General features: G+C 67.1%; 12 protein-coding genes. 10 read left to right on the forward strand and 2 right to left on the reverse strand.

All coding sequences use genetic code 11. The annotated features are described in order from the left end of the window. Window positions 1-6: 6 nt before the first annotated feature. The 10 genes from treZ to AC0SZ7_RS23380 all read left to right on the forward strand — a co-directional run bounded on the left by treZ (window position 7) and on the right by AC0SZ7_RS23380 (window position 13,651). Window positions 7-1,776, forward strand: coding sequence for a malto-oligosyltrehalose trehalohydrolase (gene treZ / locus AC0SZ7_RS23335; protein WP_475506585.1), 1,770 nt, complete (start codon window positions 7-9; stop codon window positions 1,774-1,776). Beyond that, window positions 1,773-3,854 (forward strand): 4-alpha-glucanotransferase, encoded by a 2,082-nt coding sequence (gene malQ, locus AC0SZ7_RS23340; protein ID WP_475506586.1) that lies wholly within the window; start codon window positions 1,773-1,775, stop codon window positions 3,852-3,854. The genes treZ and malQ overlap by 4 nt, the downstream gene beginning before the upstream one ends. Then, window positions 3,851-6,634: a malto-oligosyltrehalose synthase gene (locus AC0SZ7_RS23345; RefSeq protein ID WP_475506587.1), complete on the forward strand. Its 2,784-nt coding sequence runs from the start codon at window positions 3,851-3,853 to the stop codon at window positions 6,632-6,634. Before malQ ends, AC0SZ7_RS23345 begins: the two co-directional genes overlap by 4 nt. Window positions 6,635-6,648: 14 nt before the next feature. Continuing rightward, a complete protein-coding gene (locus AC0SZ7_RS23350; protein ID WP_475506588.1) occupies window positions 6,649-7,002 on the forward strand; it encodes a DUF2934 domain-containing protein in 354 nt (117 codons plus the stop codon). Between the two features lie 145 nt (window positions 7,003-7,147). Then, the gene (gene glgX / locus AC0SZ7_RS23355; RefSeq protein WP_475506589.1) at window positions 7,148-9,307 is read left to right on the forward strand and encodes a glycogen debranching protein GlgX; all 2,160 of its coding nucleotides are present in this window, start codon (window positions 7,148-7,150) and stop codon (window positions 9,305-9,307) included. Continuing rightward, entirely contained in the window at window positions 9,304-10,311 is a 1,008-nt protein-coding gene (locus AC0SZ7_RS23360; protein ID WP_475506590.1) for an acyl-CoA dehydrogenase, read from the forward strand. The genes glgX and AC0SZ7_RS23360 overlap by 4 nt, the downstream gene beginning before the upstream one ends. Continuing rightward, the gene (locus AC0SZ7_RS23365) at window positions 10,308-11,066 is read left to right on the forward strand and encodes a PIG-L deacetylase family protein (protein WP_475506591.1); all 759 of its coding nucleotides are present in this window, start codon (window positions 10,308-10,310) and stop codon (window positions 11,064-11,066) included. Before AC0SZ7_RS23360 ends, AC0SZ7_RS23365 begins: the two co-directional genes overlap by 4 nt. Further along, window positions 11,063-11,662 (forward strand): SAM-dependent methyltransferase, encoded by a 600-nt coding sequence (locus AC0SZ7_RS23370; RefSeq protein WP_475506592.1) that lies wholly within the window; start codon window positions 11,063-11,065, stop codon window positions 11,660-11,662. Before AC0SZ7_RS23365 ends, AC0SZ7_RS23370 begins: the two co-directional genes overlap by 4 nt. Window positions 11,663-11,901: 239 nt before the next feature. Further along, complete coding sequence (locus AC0SZ7_RS23375) at window positions 11,902-12,633, forward strand: endonuclease/exonuclease/phosphatase family protein (RefSeq protein ID WP_475506650.1); 732 nt, start codon at window positions 11,902-11,904, stop codon at window positions 12,631-12,633. A gap of 310 nt (window positions 12,634-12,943) precedes the next feature. Further along, window positions 12,944-13,651 (forward strand): autotransporter domain-containing protein, encoded by a 708-nt coding sequence (locus AC0SZ7_RS23380; RefSeq protein WP_475506593.1) that lies wholly within the window; start codon window positions 12,944-12,946, stop codon window positions 13,649-13,651. A gap of 692 nt (window positions 13,652-14,343) precedes the next feature. Here AC0SZ7_RS23380 and glgB read toward each other — a convergent pair. Both glgB and treS read right to left on the reverse strand, forming a co-directional pair. Further along, entirely contained in the window at window positions 14,344-16,560 is a 2,217-nt protein-coding gene (gene glgB / locus AC0SZ7_RS23385) for a 1,4-alpha-glucan branching protein GlgB (RefSeq protein WP_475506594.1), read from the reverse strand. 3 nt (window positions 16,561-16,563) lie between these two features. After that, complete coding sequence (treS, locus tag AC0SZ7_RS23390; RefSeq protein ID WP_475506595.1) at window positions 16,564-19,881, reverse strand: maltose alpha-D-glucosyltransferase; 3,318 nt, start codon at window positions 19,879-19,881, stop codon at window positions 16,564-16,566. Window positions 19,882-19,891 lie beyond the last annotated feature (10 nt).

The raw sequence follows: 19,891 nt of genomic DNA on the forward strand, positions 1-19,891 counted from the left end.
TCATCGATGCCGCTACCGACTCCTGAAACCTGGTCACACGGTGCACTGCTTCTGGATTCGGGCCTCACACGCTTCGCGCTGTGGGCGCCCGACGCCTTCCACGTCAGCGTTGAACTGGGGGATGGGCAGTCACTTCCCATGCTGCCCCAGGACGACGGCTGGTTCGTGATCAAGGCGCACTGCCCGCCCGGCACGGCCTACCAATACCAGATCGACGGCGAGCTGCGCGTGCCCGACCCCGCGTCCCGCGCCCAGCAGGGCGACGTGCACGGCGCAAGCCTGGTGGTCGACCCCAACGCCTACCACTGGCAGTTCCCCGAATGGGCCGGCCGCCCCTGGCACGAAGCCGTCATCTACGAACTGCACGTGGGCGCCCTGGGCGGCTTTGGCGGCGTCGAGAAACACCTGGCGCGGCTGGCCGAATTGGGCGTGACGGCCATCGAACTGATGCCCCTGGCGCAGTTCCCCGGCCAGCGCAACTGGGGCTACGACGGCGTGCTGCCGTATGCGCCGCAGTCCTCCTACGGCACGCCCGAGCAGCTCAAGCACCTGATTGACAGCGCCCACGGCCACGGCCTGATGGTGATCCTCGACGTGGTCTACAACCACTTCGGCCCTGACGGCAACTACCTGGGGCGCTACGCCAAGGGTTTCTTCCGCCACGACCAGAAGACCCCGTGGGGCGACGCCATCGATTTCCGCCGCCCGCAGGTGCGTGATTTCTTCATCGACAACGCGTTGATGTGGCTGCTGGAGTACCGCTTCGACGGCTTGCGCTTCGACGCCGTGCACGCCATCGAAGACCCCGATTTCCTCAAGCAGATGGCCGCGCGCATCCGCCAGCAGGTGGATGCCCCGCGCCACGTGTGGCTGACCCTGGAAAACGAGCTGAACCAGGCGCATTTGCTGGAGGAAGGCTACGACGCGCAGTGGAACGACGACGGCCACAACGCCTTGCACGTGCTGCTGACCGGCGAGACCGAGGCCTATTACGGCGATTTCGCCGAGCAACCCACGCAGAAACTGGCGCGCTGCCTCAGCGAGGGCTTCATCTACCAGGGCGAACGCAACCGCCACGGCGAACCGCGCGGCGAACCCAGTGGCCACCTGCCGCCCAATGCCTTCGTGCTGTTCCTGCAGAACCACGACCAGGTCGGCAACCGCGCCTTTGGCGAACGCCTGTCGCAGCTGTGCAGCACCGACGCCCTGCGCGCGGCCACCACCCTGCTGGTGCTGTCACCCATGGTGCCGCTGCTGTTCATGGGCGATGAAGGCGCGGCCAGCGAGCCGTTCCTGTTTTTCACCGACCACCATGGCGAACTGGCCAAGGCCGTGCGCGAAGGGCGGCGCAACGAGTTCGCCAGCTTCGCGGTGTTCGCCGACGAAGAAAAACGCGAACACATCCCCGACCCCAACGCTGAACAGACCTTTGCCGCCTCGCGCCCACGCTTCCCTGATGCCGAGGCGCCGTGGGCCGTGCTGTACCAGACCCTGCTGGGCCTGCGCCGCGAATACCTCACCGAGCACCTGCCCGGCAGCCGCTCGCTGGGCGCGCAGGTGCTGGCCGAAGGTGCGGTCAGCGCGCGCTGGCAGCTCAACGACGGCAGCGAACTGCGCATTGACCTCAACCTCAGCGCCCAGCCCGTGGCCGCCGACCTGCCCGATGCACGCCATCGCCTGTTCGACAGCCGCCTGGCGGCCGAACAGGCGCCAGCCGACAGCCTTCCCCCCTATAGCGCCCTGGTCAGCCTGACCCCTGCCGGAGATGATGCATGAGTGATGAGCGACTGCGGACGTTAGCGCAGCATGCCGGCCTGGCCGTGCACTGGACCGACGCCAACGGTCGGCCACAGACCGTGGCCGACCCGGTGTTGCGCAAGGTGCTGGCCGGCCTTGGCCACCCCGCCGACACCGCCGAGGCGGTGGAGGCCAGCCTTGAAGACTTGAACCGCGTGCGGCGCGACACCCACCTGCCGCCGCTGCTGACCGTCGACCACGGCCAGCCCCTGGACCTGGGGCGCTATTTCCCGGCCCACACCCCGTGCCAGGTGTTCCTGGAAGACGGCGCCACCCTGGACCTGCGCCTGGACGCCCACGCGGCCCTGCCCGGCCTGCTGCCGGCGGGCTACCAGGACGTGCGCATCGAAGGCCAGCAATTTACCCTGGCCGTGGCCCCGCCGCGCTGCTACAGCGTCGGCGACGCCCTGGGCGAAGCGGCACCCCGGGCCTGGGGCCTGAGCGTGCAACTGTACAGCCTGCGCCGCAGCGGCGACGGCGGTTTCGGCGATACCCAGGCGCTGGAAGCCTTCGCCCGCAGCGCCGGCGAGCGCGGCTGCGATGCCCTGGCCATCAGCCCCATGCACGCCATGTTCAGCAGCGACGCCCACCGCTATAGCCCCTATTCACCGTCCAGCCGGCTGTTCCTCAACTGCCTGTACGCAGCCCCCGGCGCCATTCTGGGCGAGCGTGCGCTGCGCGTGGCCCTGGATGACGCCGGCCTGACAGAAACCCTGAGCCACCTCGAACAGCTGCCGCTGGTGGACTGGCCAGCCGCCGCCGACGCCAAGTTCGCATTGTTGCAGTCGCTGTACAACGGCTTCAGCCACGGCGACCACCCACTGACCGCCGACTTCGCCAGCTTCCGCCATGCCGGCGGCGAAGCGCTGGAAAACCATTGCCGCTTCGAGGCCCTGCAAGCCGACTGCGCCGCACGCGGTGCCAGCCAGGACTGGCGCCAGTGGCCCGCCGAGTGGCACGACCCTTACAGCCCGGCAGTCGCCGAGTTTGCCCGCGACCACAGCGACCAGGTCAGCTTCTACGCCTTCTGCCAATGGCTGGTGGCGCGCAGCCTGGAGCGCGCGCAGAACGCCGCCAAGGCCAGCGGCATGCGCATCGGCCTCATAGCCGACCTGGCAGTGGGCGCAGACGGTGCTGGCAGCCAGGCCTGGAGCCGCCAGGACGAATTGCTGGCCGACCTCACCGTGGGCGCACCACCGGATATCCTCAACCGCTCCGGCCAGGGCTGGGGCATTTCCGCCTTCAGCCCCGAAGGCCTGGTGCGCAACGGCTTCCGCGCCTTCATCGAAATGCTGCGGGCCAATTTCGCCCATGCCGGCGGCCTGCGCATCGACCACGTCATGGGCCTGCAGCGCTTGTGGGTGATACCCATGGGCTCGCTGCCCAGCGAGGGCGCCTACCTGCACTACCCCATCGACGACATGCTGCGCCTGCTGACGCTGGAGTCACACCGCCACCAGGCCATCGTCCTCGGCGAAGACCTGGGCACCGTACCCGATGGCCTGCGCGAAAAACTCAGCGCCCGGCACATGCTGGGCATGCGCGTGCTGCTGTTCGAACAGGCCCACCCGGGGCACTTCCACCCGGTACTGAACTGGCCCGACAACGCCCTGGCCACCAGCACCACCCACGACTTGCCCACCCTGCACGGCTGGTGGAAGGCCCGCGACATCGACTGGAACCACAAGCTCAGCCTGATCGACGAGCACACCGAGCGCCACTGGCGCGAAACCCGCGAGCACGAGCGCCGCGGCCTGCGCCACGTGCTGGGCCAGGACAGCCAGAACTTCGTCGGTGACGGCGAAGAAACCGACCAGGTCATCGACGCCTGCGTGCGCTTCCTCGGCCACACCCGCGCGCCGCTGGTATTGCTGCCGGTGGAGGACGCCCTGGGCGTTGAAGAGCAGCCCAACCTGCCCGGCACCATCGACAGCCACCCCAACTGGCGCCGCCGCTTCAACGGTGACAGCCAGGCACTGCTGGACGACGAAGACGCGGCCCGGCGCCTGGAGCTGCTGGCCTGCGCCCGCCAACAAGCCAGCGAGCGTGACCGATGAAGGCCATGACCGGCAGTATCCGCCTGCAGTTTCACAAGGACTTCACCCTGGACGACGCCGCCGCACGGGTGCCGTATTTCAAGCAGCTGGGCATCAGCCACGTCTACGCCTCGCCCATCCTCAAGGCGCGGCCCGGCTCCATGCACGGCTACGACGTGGTCGACCCCACCCGCATCAACCCCGAACTGGGTGGCGAGGCGGCGCTGCGGCGGCTGGTGCAAACCCTGCGCGCCCACGACATGGGCCTGGTGCTGGACATTGTCTCCAACCACATGGCCGTGGGCGGCGGCCACAACCCCTGGTGGCTGGACCTGCTGGAGTGGGGGCGGCGCAGCCCTTACGCAGAATTCTTCGACATTCAGTGGCACTCCCCCGACCCACTGCTGGAAGGCCAGCTGCTGCTGCCGTTCCTGGGCAACGACTACGGCGCCTGCCTGCAGGCCGGCGACATTCCGGTACGCCTGGACGCCAGCGCAGGCCAGTTCTACATCGAGCATTACGAGCACCGCTTCCCGGTGTCGCCGCCTGACTACGCCGACCTGCTCAGCCCCGCCGACGACCCGGTGCTTAGCCGCCTGGGCGGCCGCTTCGGTGCCCTCGAGCAAGACCCGCACGCCTATGAAAAGGCGGGCGAACTGCGCGCCGAGCTGGCGGCCTTGAGCCACAGCCACAAAGCTGCGCTGGACGCCCTGCTGCAGCGCTTTGACTCGACCACCGAAGACGGCTTCAAGCGCCTGCACCGGCTGCTGGAAAAACAGCACTACCGCCTGGCCAGCTGGCGCACCGCCGCCGACGACATCAACTGGCGGCGCTTCTTCGATGTCAACGAACTGGGCGGCCTGCGCGTGGAACGCGCGGCGGTGTTCGAAGCCACCCACGCGAAGATCTTCGAACTGGTGGCGCAGGGCCTGATCGACGGCCTGCGCATTGACCATGTGGACGGCTTGGCCGACCCGCGCGGTTATTGCCGCAAACTGCGCCGGCGGGTCGATGGGCTGCTGGCAACGCGCCCGCCGGAGGCCGCCCTGGCGCACTTTCCCATCTACGTGGAGAAGATTCTGGGCGCCGACGAGCAACTGCACCGCGACTGGCAGGTGGACGGCACCACCGGCTACGAATTCATGAACCAGGTGTCGCGCCTGCAACACGACCCGGCCGGCGCCGAGCCGCTGGCCGAGCTGTGGAGCAGCCTCAGCGGCCGCCCGGCGGTGTTCGAGGAAGAGGCCCACGCCGCCCGCCACCTGGTGATCAATGGCACCCTGGCCGGCGACTGCGAGTCGGTGGCCCAGGCGCTGCTGCAGGTGGCCCGTGGCGACCTGATGAGCCGCGACCTGACCCTGGGCGCAATCCGCCGCGCCCTGCAGGCGCTGGTGGTGCACTACCCGGTGTACCGCACCTACATCAATGCCTGCGGGCGCCCCGCCGAAGACGAGGGTTTCTTCCAGCAGGCGCTGGAAGGTGCGCGCGCCAGCCTCAGCGAGGCCGACTGGCCGGTGCTGGACTACCTCGCACGCTGGCTGGGCGGCGAGCGCTGGCGTGATCTGCCTCCAGGGCGCCCGCGCAAGCTGCTGCGCCATGCCTGCGTGCGCTTCCAGCAACTGACCTCGCCCACTGCCGCCAAGGCGGTGGAAGACACCGCCTTCTACCGCTCCGCCGTGCTGCTGTCGCGCAACGACGTGGGCTTCGATGCCGAACACTTCAGCGCCCCGCCCGCAGTGTTCCACCAGGCTTGCGAGCAGCGCCTGGCGCACTTCCCCGACAACCTGCTGGCCACCGCTACCCACGACCACAAGCGCGGCGAAGACACCCGCGCGCGCCTGGCCGTGCTCAGCGAGCGCAGCAGCTGGTACCCCGGCCGCGTCAACCACTGGCTGGAGCTGGCCGAACCGTTGCGTGGCAGCGTCGGCGACAATCCCGCGCCTGGGCCGGGCGATGAACTTATCCTGTTCCAGGCCCTGCTCGGCAGCTGGCCGCTGGGGCTGACCGCCGACGACAGCGAGGGCCTGGCCGCCTACGCCGAACGCCTGTACCAGTGGCAGCAAAAGGCCCTGCGCGAGGCCAAGCTGGCCAGCAGCTGGAGCGCCCCCAACGAGCCTTATGAACAGGCTTGCAAGGCGTACCTGGAAAAGCTCCTGCTCGACCCGCAATGCCAGCAGCTGCGCGCCTCGCTGGTGGCCGCGGTGCAGCGCATCAGCCCCGCCGGCGCCTTGAACAGCCTGGTGCAGACCCTGCTGCGCATGACCGTGCCGGGCATCCCCGACCTGTACCAGGGCGCCGAATTCTGGGACCTGAGCCTGGTGGACCCGGACAACCGCCGCCCGGTGGACTACGCTGCCCGTGAGCAGGCCCTGCAGGCCACGCGCAGCCCCGCCGAACTGGTGCAGGACTGGGCCAGCGGGCATATCAAGCAACAGCTGATCGCCCGCACCCTGCGCCGCCGTGCCGAGCATGCCGCACTGTTTGCCCGCGGCCGTTACCAACCCTTGCCCGTGCAGGGCGAACAGGCCGACCGCGTGTTGGCCTTCGCCCGGATACACGCTGACGAGCTGGCCATCGTCATCGTGCCACGCCTGGCCAGCGAACTGCTGGGCGACAGCACCCAGCCGCTGATAGAGGCACCCAAGTGGGGAGATACCCGCGTGGTGCTACCGACTAACTACACTCTGCCTACATTTAAGGGACTTTTTTCAGACGTGGCAGTCACACCCAATAAGGAAGTGTGGCTGAACGCTGCGCTGAAGGATTTTCCGGTCAATCTCTTAGTACAAAGTGACTTGTGATCAGGAGCGTTGAAATGAGTGCTGACGACAAACGTATACGTGAATTCGCCTACCAGATATGGGAATCGGAAGGCAAACCCGAAGGGCATGAAGACCGCCATTGGGAAATGGCGCGCAAGCTCGCCGAAGCCGAAGCGCTAGCCCCCACCAAGCCGGGCAAGGCCAAGGCGGCAAGCGCCAAGCCCAAGGCTGGCAGTGCCACCGAAGCCAAGGCCAAGCCGACTGCTGCGGCCAAGCCTGCGGCGGCGAAACCCGCCGCTGCTGCCGCGCCCAAGGCCAAGCCGGCACCTGCGGTGAAGGCCGCCGCCGACAAGCCTGCGGCCGAGAAAAAGCCCCGGGCCACGGCGAAAAAGCCGCCAGCCAGCTGATCCAGCCAACGCTCCCGGCCCCCGGCTCGCGCCCACGCGCTGCCCGGGGTGCCCGTGTGCAGTACCTCTTCAACGCCCCCGTTCACCGGGCATTGCGCCGGAACGGCCCGCTATCGCCCTGAATTTGCAGTGCAAGGAACTTCTCATGGCCCGCCAAAAAGCATTTACCCCCGCCCCAGGTACCGACCCGACCCGCATTCGTGAAGGCTTGCCCTTCCCGCTCGGCGCCACCTGGGACGGCCTGGGGGTCAATTTCGCGCTGTTCTCGGCCAACGCCACCAAGGTCGAGCTGTGCCTGTTCGACTCCAGCGGCGAGACCGAGCTGGAGCGCATCGAGCTGCCTGAATACACCGACGAGATCTTCCACGGCTACCTGCCCGACGCCCATCCGGGCCTGACCTACGGCTACCGTGTGTATGGCCCCTACGACCCCGAGAACGGCCACCGTTTCAACCACAACAAGCTGCTGATCGACCCCTACGCCAAGCAGATGGTAGGCGAGCTGAAGTGGTCGGAATCGTTGTTCGGCTACACCATCGGCCACCCCGACGGCGACCTCAGCTTCGACGAACGCGACAGCGCGCCCTTCGTGCCCAAGTGCCGGGTCATCGACCCCGCCTATACCTGGGGCCGCGACCAGCGCGTCAACGTGCCATGGGACAAGACCATCTTCTACGAGACCCACACCCGCGGCATCAGCATGCGCCACCCTTCGGTGCCCGAAGACGTGCGCGGCACCTTCGCAGGCCTGATGGTGCCCGACGTGGTGGAGCACATCAAAAAGCTTGGGGTGACCTCCATCGAACTGTTGCCCATTCACGGTTTCGTCAACGACCAGCACCTGCTGCAGAAGGGCTTGAACAACTACTGGGGCTACAACACCATCACCTTCTTTGCCCCGCACCCGCGCTACCTGGCCAACGGCAAGATCGCCGAGTTCAAGGAGATGGTCGCGCACCTGCACGACGCCGGCCTGGAGGTGATCCTCGACGTGGTCTACAACCACACCGCCGAAGGCAACGAGCAGGGCCCCACGCTGTCCATGCGCGGCATCGACAACGCCAGCTACTACCGGCTGATGCCCGACAACAAGCGGTTCTACATCAACGATTCCGGCACCGGCAATACCCTCGACCTGAGCCACCCCTGCGTGCTGCAGATGGTCACCGACTCGTTGCGCTACTGGGCCACGGAAATGCACGTGGACGGGTTCCGCTTCGACCTGGCAACCATTCTGGGCCGCTACCACGAAGGCTTCGACGAGCGTCACAGCTTCCTCGTGGCCTGCCGCCAGGACCCGGTGCTGCGCCAGGTCAAACTGATCGCCGAGCCCTGGGACTGCGGCCCCGGCGGCTACCAGGTGGGCGGTTTTGCCCCCGGCTGGGCAGAATGGAACGACCGTTTCCGCGACACCGCCCGCGCCTTCTGGAAAGGCGACGACGGCCAGCTGGCCGATTTTGCCGGGCGCCTGACCGGTTCCGGCGAGCTGTTCAATCAGCGCGGCCGGCGCCCCTACACCTCGGTGAACTTCATCACCGCCCACGACGGCTTCACCCTGCGCGACCTGGTGTCGTACAACGACAAGCACAACGAAGACAACGACGAGAACAACCAGGACGGCAGCAACAACAACCTGTCCTGGAACCACGGCGTCGAAGGCCCCACCGACGACCGCGAGATCGTCGAGCTGCGCCTGCGGCAGATGCGCAACTTCTTCGCCACCCTGCTGTTCTCCCAGGGCACGCCGATGATCGTCGCCGGCGACGAGTTCGCCCGCACCCAGAACGGCAACAACAACGCCTATTGCCAGGACAGCGAGATCGGCTGGGTGAACTGGGACCTGGACGAGGACGGCAAGGGCCTGCTGCGCTTTGTGCGCCGGCTGATCCGCCTGCGCATGTCCTACCCCATCCTGCGCCGCAACCGCTTCCTGGTGGGCACCTACAACGAGGACATCGGCGTCAAGGATGTCACCTGGCTGGCCCCCGACGCCAGCGAGATGACCACCGAGCAATGGCACGACAGCCACGGCCGCTGCCTGGGCATGCTGCTCGACGGCCGCGCGCAACCCAGCGGCATCCGCAAGCCTGGGGCCGATGCCACCCTGCTGCTGATCGTCAATGCCCACCACGACGTGGTCAATTTCGTGCTGCCCGAGGTGCCGGAGGGGCAATACTGGACCTGCCTGATCGACACCAACCGCCCCGAACTGCGCGACCGCGAACAGCTGCCGTTCGGCAGTGACTTCCTGGTTACCGGCCGCTCGCTGCTGCTGTTCGAACTGCACCGGGACGTGGAGGAATGAACCGGGTGCTGGCGGCGACGCTCAAGCGTCCGCCCGGGGGCTACCCCGACGCCAGTGCCCTGCACGACGCCCTCGCCGCCCTGGTGGCCGAGGGCCTCGACCAGTTGCCGCGCCCCGGCAGTGGCCGCACGCTGGAGCGTTGGCGCTGCCTGGCGTGGGTAGCCGGGCAGGACCTGGGCCTGTGTAAACTGTACGAAGGGCACACCGACGCCCTGGCGATCATGGCCGAGTTGGCGGCGCTGCAGCCGGCGCCCACTACTACTTGGGGCATGTGGGCGGCCGAGCCGCCGAATGCGCGCCTCAGTGTGCGTCATCACCAAGGGCGCTATTGGCTGGACGGGCGCAAGGCCTGGTGTTCGGGCGCCGGCACCGTCAGCCACGCGCTGCTGACCGCCTGGGATGAAGGCGGTGAGCAGCAACTGGTGGCCGTGGCGCTCAGGCAACCGGGAGTGATCGTCACCGACTTGGGCTGGGACGCCGTGGGCATGGCCGCCACCGGCAGCGTCGAGGTGCTGTTCGAACAGGCCGAGGGCACCCCGGTCGGCGCGCCCGGCCAATACATCGCCCGGCCGGGCTTCTGGCAGGGCGGCATCGGCATTGCCGCCTGCTGGTACGGCGCTGCCCAGCAATTGGCCCAGCGCCTGCACGGCCACTGCCTGCAACGCGATGACCCGCATGCGCTGGCGCACCTGGGTGCGGTGGACACGGCCCTGGCGGCCATGCGGGCGGTGCTGCAGCAGGCCAGCGACGCCATCGACGCGGCCCCAACCGACGATTGCCAATGGCTGGCACGCCGCGCGCGGGCAGTGGTTGAACACGGCTGTGAACAGGTGCTCAGCCACGTCGGCCGCGCCCTGGGCGCCGGCCCTTACTGCAAGGACGGCCACTTCGCCCGCCTGGCCGCCGACCTGCCGGTGTTCCTGCGCCAGAGCCACGCCGAACGTGATTTGGCAGTGCTGGGCGACCTGACCCGCCACGCCCTTTCCAGTGAGTGGAACCTATGAACGCCAACCCCATTGTCGGCAACGGCACGCCGCTGGCGGCCTGGCAGGCCTGCCCGCTACTGGCGCAGCTGCCACGCATCGAAGTGGACCGCCTGGTGCCGCAAGGCGCGCGGGCAGTGATTGTCGCGCCGCACCCCGACGACGAAGTGCTGGGCAGCGGCGGCCTGTTGCAACATCTGATTGCCCTGGGACGGCCGGTGCTGCTGATCGCCGTCACCGACGGCACCGCCAGCCACCCCGGTTCGCGGCGCTGGCCGGTGGCCCGCCTGAGTGCCGAACGCCCGCTGGAAAGCGCCGAAGCCCTGCGGCGCCTGGGCGCCGACGCGGAGCAATTGAGCTGGCTGCGCCTGGGCCTGGCCGACAGCCAGGTGCCTGCCGCACGGGCGCAGTTGCAGGCAGTGCTGCAAGCGCAGTTGCACGCCGACGACGTGGTGTTCGCCACCTGGAGCCACGACGGCCACTGTGACCACGAAGCCGTGGGCCAGGCCAGCCGCGCCGCCGCCGAGGCCGTGGGCGCCTGCTGCCACGAAGTGCCGATCTGGACCTGGCACTGGGCGCGCCCCCAGGACCCGCGGGTGCCCTGGCAGCGCGCGCGCAAAATCGCCCTGAGCCCGGCCATGGTCGCGCGCAAGCGCCATGCCGCGCAGGCGTTCACCAGCCAGCTGGTGGGCGACGCCGACGTGGGCCTGGCGCCGGTGCTGCCGCCGGACGTGCTGGAACGCCTGCTGCAACCCTACGAAGTGGTGTTCCTGTGAGTGTCGACGACGCGGTATTCGACCAACTGTTCGCCGGCAACGACGACCCCTGGGCCATGCACCAGCGCTGGTACGAACAGCGCAAGCGCGCCCTGCTGGCTGCCTGCCTGCCGCGCGCCCGCTACGCCAGCGTGTTCGAACCCGGCTGCGCCAACGGCGCCACCAGCGCAGTGCTGGCCGCCCGCTGCGACCGCCTGCTGTGCTGCGACACCGCCGAGCGCGCCGTGGCCCTGACCCGCCAGCAACTGGCCGACGCCCCCCACGCTCGCGTCGAGCAATGGCGCCTGCCGGCCCAGTGGCCGGTCCAGCGCTTCGACCTGATCGTGCTCAACGAGCTGTGCTATTACCTGGACGGTGCAGCGCTGGCTGCGCTGATCCAGGCCTGCCGCCACAGCCTCACCGCCGACGGCCAGGTGCTGGCCTGCCACTGGCGCGCCGCCATCGACGGCTGCAGCCTGGACGGCGATGCCGTGCACCGGCAACTGAGCGAAGGCCTGGGCATGACCGAGCTGTTGGCGCACCGCGAAAAGGATTTCGTGCTGCAGCTGTGGAGCCGCGACCCGTTGTCAGTGGCCGAGCACGAAAGCCTGCGGTAATCGCGTAGCAGCGGCCGCCAGGCCGCGTCCACAGGCGCCGCGTTCGCCCGAACCACTGCGGCGGCGCCCGGACGCAGCCTTCGGCAGCTGCTACGGCGGTGACGCGCGGGGAACCGAGGACGAACTGCACCGGTCCCAACCAGTAAGCCCAACCGATTCAAGGAGTGACCGTGACCGCCGAACCCACCGGCCAGGCCCACCGCAACCGCCCTCCCGAGCACCCGCTGGCGGTGCATCGCATGCGCATCCTGACCGTCAACACCCACAAGGGTTTTACCGCCTTCAACCGCCGCTTCATCCTGCCCGAGTTGCGCGAAGCGGTGCGCAGCACCGGCGCCGACCTGGTGTTTCTGCAGGAGGTGCTGGGCGAGCACGATGGCCACGCCGAACGGCACCACAACTGGCCGCAGACCTCGCAGTACGAATTCCTCGCCGACAGCATGTGGAGTGACTACGCCTACGGCCGTAACGCGGTGTACCCCGACGGCCACCATGGCAACGCGCTGCTGTCGAAATACCCGATCCTGCGCTACCGCAATCTCGATGTGTCCATCACCGGCCCCGAGCGCCGTGGCCTGCTGCACTGCGTGTTGCAAGTGCCGGGGCACGATGAGGTACACGCCATCTGCGTGCACTTGTCGCTGCTGGAAAGCCACCGCCAACAGCAACTCGCGCTGTTGCGCCAACTGCTCGACTCGCTGGCCGACGACGCGCCAGTGATCATTGCCGGCGACTTCAACGACTGGAAACTGCGCGGCAATGCCACCCTGACCCGCGCCCAGGACCTGCACGAGGCGTTCGAACAGCACCACGGCGCCCTGGCCCGCACCTACCCCGCACGCTTCCCGCTGCTGCGCCTGGACCGGGTGTATTTACGCAACGCCACCAGTCATGAACCGGTGATCCTCGGCAACAAGCCGTGGACGCACCTGTCCGATCATCTGCCGCTGACGGTGGAAGTGCACCTGTAGGGATTGTTTTGGAATAGCGCGGCCCGCGCGATAGATACGCCTGTGCTTAAAGATTGCATTAGCGGCTGTTTTTCAACCACTTGCCAGCCCTGATTAGCAACCTAACGAAACCGTCCACTTTCTTGACGCAACCCCCCTCCTCTCCTTAGCTACAGGTAACACAACACAACAATAAAACACCGGCCCAGGCCTCTGCTCCGCGCCTTTCAGCGCGCCCGGCAGGGCCTGGGGCGCTGGCTTCGGCTGCCCTGCCCCTGATGCGACGCACACGGCGACTCCCCTGCCAGGCCCACGACACAGGAGCCACGCCATGCACACTGTTCAAGCACGCTTTTTCTATGCCGCCTGCACCTCCCTGCTGTTGGCCGCCCCCACCCCGGCAGTGGCCGCCGAGCCACGGGAGGATCCCCTCGGCCCGCTGGACCTTAGCAACCGCACCCTGACCAGCACCGGCGTGTCGAACCCGGCCAGCAACGCCGGGCTATTCACCGTGTTCGCCAAGGGCATGGGCGTGGCCTGGAGCGTCAGTTCACAGGTGCAGGACAGCGGCCGCCCGGATAACGCCCGCTCCATGGCCGTGGCCATGGGCGGCACAGTGGCGTTCGTGCTGGGGGAAAACTGGTCGTTCGAACCCCAGGCGCAGTTGATCAACCAGCAACTGGTGCCCGGCGCCGCCGGCCAGGGCCCACGCCTGCAAGGCAGTGACAGCGAACCCAGCTGGAGCGGCCGCGTAGGGGCTCGGCTGGCAGGGCATTACCAATTGGGCAGCACCACCGTCGAGCCCTTCCTGCGCACCAGCCTGACGTACACCTTCAACAACGACAACACTATCGCCCTGGCGCAAGTGGACAAGATCAGCAGCAGCCGCAACTCATCCTCTATCGAAGTAGGACTGGGCCTGGTGGCGCGCATGACGCCCACGGTGAGTTTCTTCGTGACGGCCGACTACAGCAGCCCCAGCGACCAGAATGACCTGAATGGGTTGATTGGCGACTTGGGTGTGCGGGTACGCTGGTGAGCCGTGACGCGGCCTGCGTAGCAGCAACTGTTTTGAAACGGCGTCGTCTGCATCGCGACTAAAGTCGGCTCCTACGCCGTTCGTGGTAGGAGCCGGCCTTGGCCGCGATGCAGGCGCCGCGATCGACGAGGTACACGGGGTCCCGTAGCAGCGGCCGTAGGCCGCGTCCGCAGGCGCCGCGCATTCCCCAGCATACCGCGTCGCAGCCGGACGCCGCCTGGCGGCAGCTGCTACGCGGGTTCGGTATAGCCGCTGCCGCAGGCTGCGCTGGTCCTTCTCCACGCTGAAAATTTCCAGTGCACGCCGGGGCCAGCGCAGCCTGGCGGCAGCGGCTACAGCAGTCGCGCCCACCGCCCCCGTAGCAGCGGCCGTAGGCCGCGTCCGCAGGCGCCGCGCATTCCCCAGCATACCGCGCCGCAGCCGGACGCCGCCTGGCGGCAGCTGCTACGCGGGTTCGGTGTAGCCGCTGCCGCAGGCTGCGCTGGCCCTTTTCCACGCTGAAAATCTTCAGTGCACGCCAGGCCCTGCGCAGCTTGGCGGCAGCGGCCACAGCAGTCGCCCCCTCCGCACCCGTAGCCGTAGCAGCGGCCGAAGGCCGCGTCCGCAAGCGCCGCGCATTCCCAGGCATACCGCGCCGCAGCCGGACGCCGCCTGGCGGCAGCTGCTACGCGGGTTCAAGGCTGCGTCCGAGGTTACACCGGCCGCAGGATCAGCACCGCCAGCGGCGGCAAATCCAGCGACAGCGACAGCGGCTGCCCATGGCTGTGCACCGCCTCGGTAGTCACCGCGCCACCGTTGCCAACGTTGGAACCGGCATAGATCTCGGCGTCGCTGTTGAGCACCTCTTCCCAACGCTCGGCAAACGGCACGCCGATGCGGTAACCGTTGCGCGGCACCGGGGTGAAGTTGGCCACCACCAGCAGCGGCTCGCCCGCCTTGCTCCAGCGCAACCAGGCGAACACGCTGTTGGCCGCGTCGTCACCGATCAGCCATTGGAAACCCTGCGGCACGCAGTCCTGCTGGTGCAGGGCCGGGTACTCGCGGTACAGCCGGTTGAGGTCGCTGACCAGCTTCTGCACACCCAAGTGTTCGGTGTATTTGAGCAGGTACCAGTCCAGCTCGCTGTCGTGGTTCCACTCGCGCCACTGGCCGAACTCGCAGCCCATGAACAGCAGTTTCTTGCCCGGGTGCGCCCACATGAACGTCAGGTAGGCGCGCAGGTTGGCGAACTTCTGCCAGCGGTCGCCGGGCATCTTGTCGATCAGCGAATGCTTGCCGTGCACCACCTCATCATGGGAAATGGGCAGGATGAAATGCTCGGAATAGGCGTAGATCAGCCCGAAACTCATTTCATTGTGGTGATGGGTACGGTGGATCGGGTCGTTCTGGATGTAGTGCAGCGTGTCGTGCATCCAGCCCATGTTCCATTTGTAGGCAAAGCCCAGGCCGCCCTGCTGAGTAGGTTGGCTCACGCCCGGCCAGGCCGTGGATTCCTCGGCGATCACCAGCGCGCCGGGGGCTTCCAGGGCCACCACGTCGTTCAGGTGGCGCAGGAAGTCGATGGCCTCCAGGTTCTCGCGGCCGCCGTAGCGGTTCGGAATCCACTCCCCGGCCTTGCGCGAATAGTCGCGGTACAGCATTGAGGCCACCGCATCCACGCGCAGCCCATCAACGTGGAAATGCTTGAGCCAGTGCAACGCCGAAGCCAGCATGAAGCCGTGCACCTCGGTGCGGCCCAGGTTGTAGATCAGCGTATCCCAGTCCTGGTGGAAGCCTTCCAGCGGGTTGTCGTATTCGTACAGCGCGGTGCCATCGAAGCGCGCCAGGCCGTGGGTGTCGGTAGGGAAATGCGCCGGCACCCAGTCGAGGATCACGCCAATGCCGCCCTTGTGGCAGGCGTCGATGAAGGCGGCAAAATCTTCCGGCGAGCCGTAGCGCGAGGACGGTGCGAACTGTGACAGCGGCTGGTAGCCCCACGAGCCGCCGAACGGGTGCTCCATGATCGGCATCAGCTCGATGTGGGTGAAGCCCAACTGCTGCACATAAGGCACCAGGCGCTCGGCCAGTTCGTGCCAGTTGTAGGCGCGGATACCGCCTTCTTCGTTGACTTCGCACTGCCACGAACCGGCGTGCAGCTCGTAGATCGACAGCGGTTTGTCGATGCCATGGTGTTCGCCGCGGCGCTGCATCCAGTCGTCATCGCCCCACTGGTAGCTGAGCGGCCGCGCCACCTTGGAGGCGGTGGACGGCGGCAGCTCGGTGCTCAGCGCCAGCGGGTCGGCCTTGAGCGGCAGCACCCCTTCCTGGCCCAGCACCTCATACTTGTAGGTCTCGCCCGGCTGCAGGCGCGGCACGAAAATCTCCCACACCCCCGAAGGATGGCGCAGGCGCATGGGGTGGCGGCGGCCGTCCCAGATGTTGAAGTCACCCACGACCGACACCCGCCGGGCATTGGGCGCCCACACCGAGAAGCGCACGCCTTCGACGCCGTCGACGGTCACGCACTGCGCGCCCAGCGCGCTGCTGAGGTCACGGTGGTTGCCCTCGGCAAACAGGTAGAGGTCCATCTCCCCCAGCAGCTCGCCAAAGCTGTAGGGGTCCTCGCTGACCTGCTCGCCGCCCGCCCATTGCACCTTCAACAGGTACGGACGTTGATCGTGGAAATGGCCGACGAAGAAACCGGGCACCTCGCCCTGTTCCAACGCGCCACGTTCCTGCTGACTGTCCTTGTCGAGCACTTGCACGCTAAGGGCATTAGGTAGGTAGGCACGAATATATTGCCCGCCCGCACCGTCCGGGTGCGGGCCCAGTACCGCGAACGGGTCGCGGTGGTCGGCACGGATCAGCGCCTCGATGTCCGCCTTGTGCGGAAAAGCCCCGACCTTGCCCTGTTCCTTGTGCGCGTTCATTGACTACTCTCCCCTGGTACTCAGTAACCCGAATAGCCCATGCAAAGGCACGGCCAGCCAACCCGGGCGATTCTCGGCTTCGTATGCGATTTCGTAGCAGGCCTTCTCCAGGCTGAACAGCTCCAGCGCGGCGCGTTCGCCGTCGCTGTGCTGCCAGGCGTGGGCCAGGCTGGCCGTGGCCAACCCGTAGGCCTCGATAAAGGCGTGCCGGGCTTCATGCAAATAGCGTTTGGCGACGCGCTGGCGGGCCTGTTCGGCTTCCACCGAGTCGTCCACTTCCTCGGCGCCGCGCATGGCCATGGCGGCAGCGTAGTCGAAGGAACGCAGCACGCCACTGACGTCCTTGTACGGGCTGTATTTGCCCCGACGTTCGTCCAGCGGCCGTGCCGGTTCGCCCTCGAAGTCGATCAGGTAGGCGTCGCCCTGCACCACCAGCACCTGGCCCAGGTGCAGGTCGCCATGCACGCGCATGATCAACCCACCCACGGCCTGCTGGCTGAGGGTATTGATGTGCGCCAGCAGCGATTCGCGCTGCTGCAGCAACTCGTCCACCAGCCCGCGGTCGTCCTCCACCAATTCGTCGTAGTGCTGTTCCAGCAGCTGCAGCGCGCGCTTCAACTGGCCGCTGACGCTGGCGTTCCAGGCCTGGCCGTCGGCCTTGCCACTGGGGCTGGCCTTGAAGTCGGGGTTGTCGGTGGGCGCTGCCAGTACCTGGTGCATCTCGCCCAGGCGCTGGCCCAGCAGGCTGGCGAAATCGGCCAGCTCGCCCAGGGCGTTGTAGTGTTTTTCCTGGTCGGAACGGGCCATGGCCATTTCATCGCGCACCGCCCGTTCCAGGTTGTTCTGGGTCCAGGCCCAGGCGTCGCCCTGGTTGCTCAGGTAGCCCTGGGCAATCATCAGCAGGTGCGGCAGGCCCTCGGCGTCCACGCGGCTCACCGAGCCCAGCAGCGGCGAGATGTTGGCGAAACCGGCGGCGGTCAGGTAGGCGCCCATTTCCAGCTCCGGGTGGATGCCGCCGCTGACCTTGCGGATCATTTTCAGCACCATGCTGCCACCGACCACCACCGAGCTGTTGGACTGCTCGGCCGACAAATAGCGAATCTCCGGCTCGTCCGCAAGGTTCAGGCGCTCCAGCTCTGGCGTGGGCACGAAGCGGATTTCGCCTTCGTCGCAGGTAAGCACGGTGTTGGCCTTGAGGCCCTGCACCACCGCGCGAATGAAGCTTTCCAGCACGAAGGCATCGGTGATCAGCCCCACCTGGCGGTTGCGCCGCACCCGTGACAGCGCCAGCTGGTGCGGCAGCGCACTGCTGGGCTGGTCTTCGCCCAGCAGGCCAAAGGGGAATTGGTAACGGCTGACGGTGCCACCACTGCGCACTTCAATTTCGCTGAGCAACACCGGGGCGGTGGGCGTGCCGAAGCGCACGCCGTAGGCAATGCGAACCTGTTCGATGGCGCTGTCCTTGCCGGCGAACCAGCGGCGTTTAGGCAGGTATTGGGGCAGCGCGCTGTTCTCCAGGCTGCTGCGCGACGGTTCTTCCAGGAGCTCTTCCATACGTTTCTTCAACACCAGGGTGAGGAAATCGGGCAACGGCTGCGCCGGCTCCACGTGCCAGCTGGGCATTTGCGCGGCGGACGCCAGCAAAAACCAGTAGAAACCATAAGGTGGCAGCGTCAGTAGAAAGTTCAGTTGGCCTATGGGCGGGAACGCGCTGCCGCCGAGCATTTCCACCGGCACCATGCCGGCGTACTGCGACAGGTCCAGCTCGGCGGCCTGGGCTGCGCGCGACACGTTGGCCACGCACAGAATCAGCTCGGTCTTGCCATCGGGCCCGGTGTATTCGCGGATATAGGCCAGGATGCGGCGGTTGCTGGGCGAAAGCATCTTCAACGTGCCGCGGCCGAAGGCCTTCTGCTGCTTGCGCACGGCCAGCAGCCGGCGGTGCCAGTTCAGCAGCGAGTGAGGGTCGTTGGACTGGGTCTCGACGTTCACCGACTGGTAGCCGTACAGCGGGTCCATGATCGGCGGCAGCACCAGGCTGGCCGGGTCGGCGCGGGAGAAACCGCCGTTGCGGTCGATGGACCATTGCATGGGCGTGCGCACCCCGTCGCGGTCGCCCAGGTAGATGTTGTCGCCCATGCCGATTTCGTCGCCGTAATACAGGGTGGGCGTGCCCGGCATGGACAGCAGCAGGCTGTTGAGCAGTTCGATGCGCCGCCGGTCCCGCTCAAGCAGTGGCGCCAGGCGCCGGCGGATGCCCAGGTTGATGCGTGCGCGGCGGTCGGCGGCGTAATAGTTCCACAGGTAATCACGCTCGCGGTCGGTGACCATTTCCAGGGTCAGTTCATCGTGGTTGCGCAGGAAAATCGCCCACTGGCAGTTGCGCGGAATTTCCGGGGTCTGGCGCAGGATGTCGGTGATGGGGAAGCGGTCTTCCTGGGCCACGGCCATGTACATGCGCGGCATCAGCGGAAAGTGGAAAGCCATGTGGCACTCGTCGCCGTCGTCGCCTTTGACGTCGCCGAAGTACAGCTGGGTGTCCTCGGGCCACTGGTTGGCCTCGGCCAGCAGCATGCGGTCGGGGTAGTGGGCGTCGATCTCGGCGCGGATCTGCTTGAGCACCTGGTGGGTCTCGGGCAGGTTCTCGTTGTTGGTGCCGTCGCGCTCTATCAGGTACGGAATGGCGTCCAGGCGCAGGCCGTCGATGCCCATGTCCAGCCAATAGCGCATCACCCCCAGCACCGCTTTCATCACCTGCGGGTTGTCGAAGTTGAGGTCCGGCTGGTGCGAGTAGAAACGGTGCCAGAAGTATTGGCCGGCCACCGGGTCCCAGGTCCAGTTGGACTTTTCGGTGTCGAGGAAAATGATCCGGGTGCCGTCGTACTTGTCGTCGGTGTCCGACCACACGTAGAAGTCCCGTGCCCGCGACCCGGGCTTGGCGTGGCGGGCGCGCTGGAACCAGGGGTGCTGGTCGGAGGTGTGGTTGATGACCAGCTCGGTGATCACCCGCAGGCCGCGCTCATGGGCCTCGGCGATGAAGCGCCGGGCGTCTGCCATGGTCCCGTAGTCGGGGCTTACGGCCTTGTACTCAGCGATGTCGTAGCCGTCGTCACGGCGCGGCGAGGGGTAGAACGGCAGCAGCCAGATGGTGTTCACACCCAGCTCGGCAATGTAGTCGAGCTTTTCGATCAGCCCGGGAAAATCGCCGATACCGTCGTTATTGGAGTCGAAGAACGACTTAACGTGCACCTGGTAGATGACCGCGTCCTTGTACCACAGGGGGTCGTTGATGAACGCGGCCGTGCGGGGTTTCTTCGCCATGGGTCAGGTC

The organism is Pseudomonas sp. JC1203 (assembly GCF_056175065.1).

Excerpts from the sequence above, each read along its gene's own strand:
- glgB (WP_475506594.1), bottom strand. The coding sequence starts at position 16,560 with ATGAACGCGCACAAGGAACAGGGCAAGGTCGGGGCTTTTCCGCACAAG.
- AC0SZ7_RS23360 (WP_475506590.1), top strand. The coding sequence starts at position 9,304 with ATGAACCGGGTGCTGGCGGCGACGCTCAAGCGTCCGCCCGGGGGCTAC.
- AC0SZ7_RS23345 (WP_475506587.1), top strand. The coding sequence starts at position 3,851 with ATGAAGGCCATGACCGGCAGTATCCGCCTGCAGTTTCACAAGGACTTC.
- AC0SZ7_RS23350 (WP_475506588.1), top strand. The coding sequence starts at position 6,649 with ATGAGTGCTGACGACAAACGTATACGTGAATTCGCCTACCAGATATGG.
- AC0SZ7_RS23375 (WP_475506650.1), top strand. The coding sequence starts at position 11,902 with ATGCGCATCCTGACCGTCAACACCCACAAGGGTTTTACCGCCTTCAAC.
- glgX (WP_475506589.1), top strand. The coding sequence starts at position 7,148 with ATGGCCCGCCAAAAAGCATTTACCCCCGCCCCAGGTACCGACCCGACC.
- AC0SZ7_RS23380 (WP_475506593.1), top strand. The coding sequence starts at position 12,944 with ATGCACACTGTTCAAGCACGCTTTTTCTATGCCGCCTGCACCTCCCTG.
- AC0SZ7_RS23365 (WP_475506591.1), top strand. The coding sequence starts at position 10,308 with ATGAACGCCAACCCCATTGTCGGCAACGGCACGCCGCTGGCGGCCTGG.
- treS (WP_475506595.1), bottom strand. The coding sequence starts at position 19,881 with ATGGCGAAGAAACCCCGCACGGCCGCGTTCATCAACGACCCCCTGTGG.
- treZ (WP_475506585.1), top strand. The coding sequence starts at position 7 with ATGCCGCTACCGACTCCTGAAACCTGGTCACACGGTGCACTGCTTCTG.
- malQ (WP_475506586.1), top strand. The coding sequence starts at position 1,773 with ATGAGTGATGAGCGACTGCGGACGTTAGCGCAGCATGCCGGCCTGGCC.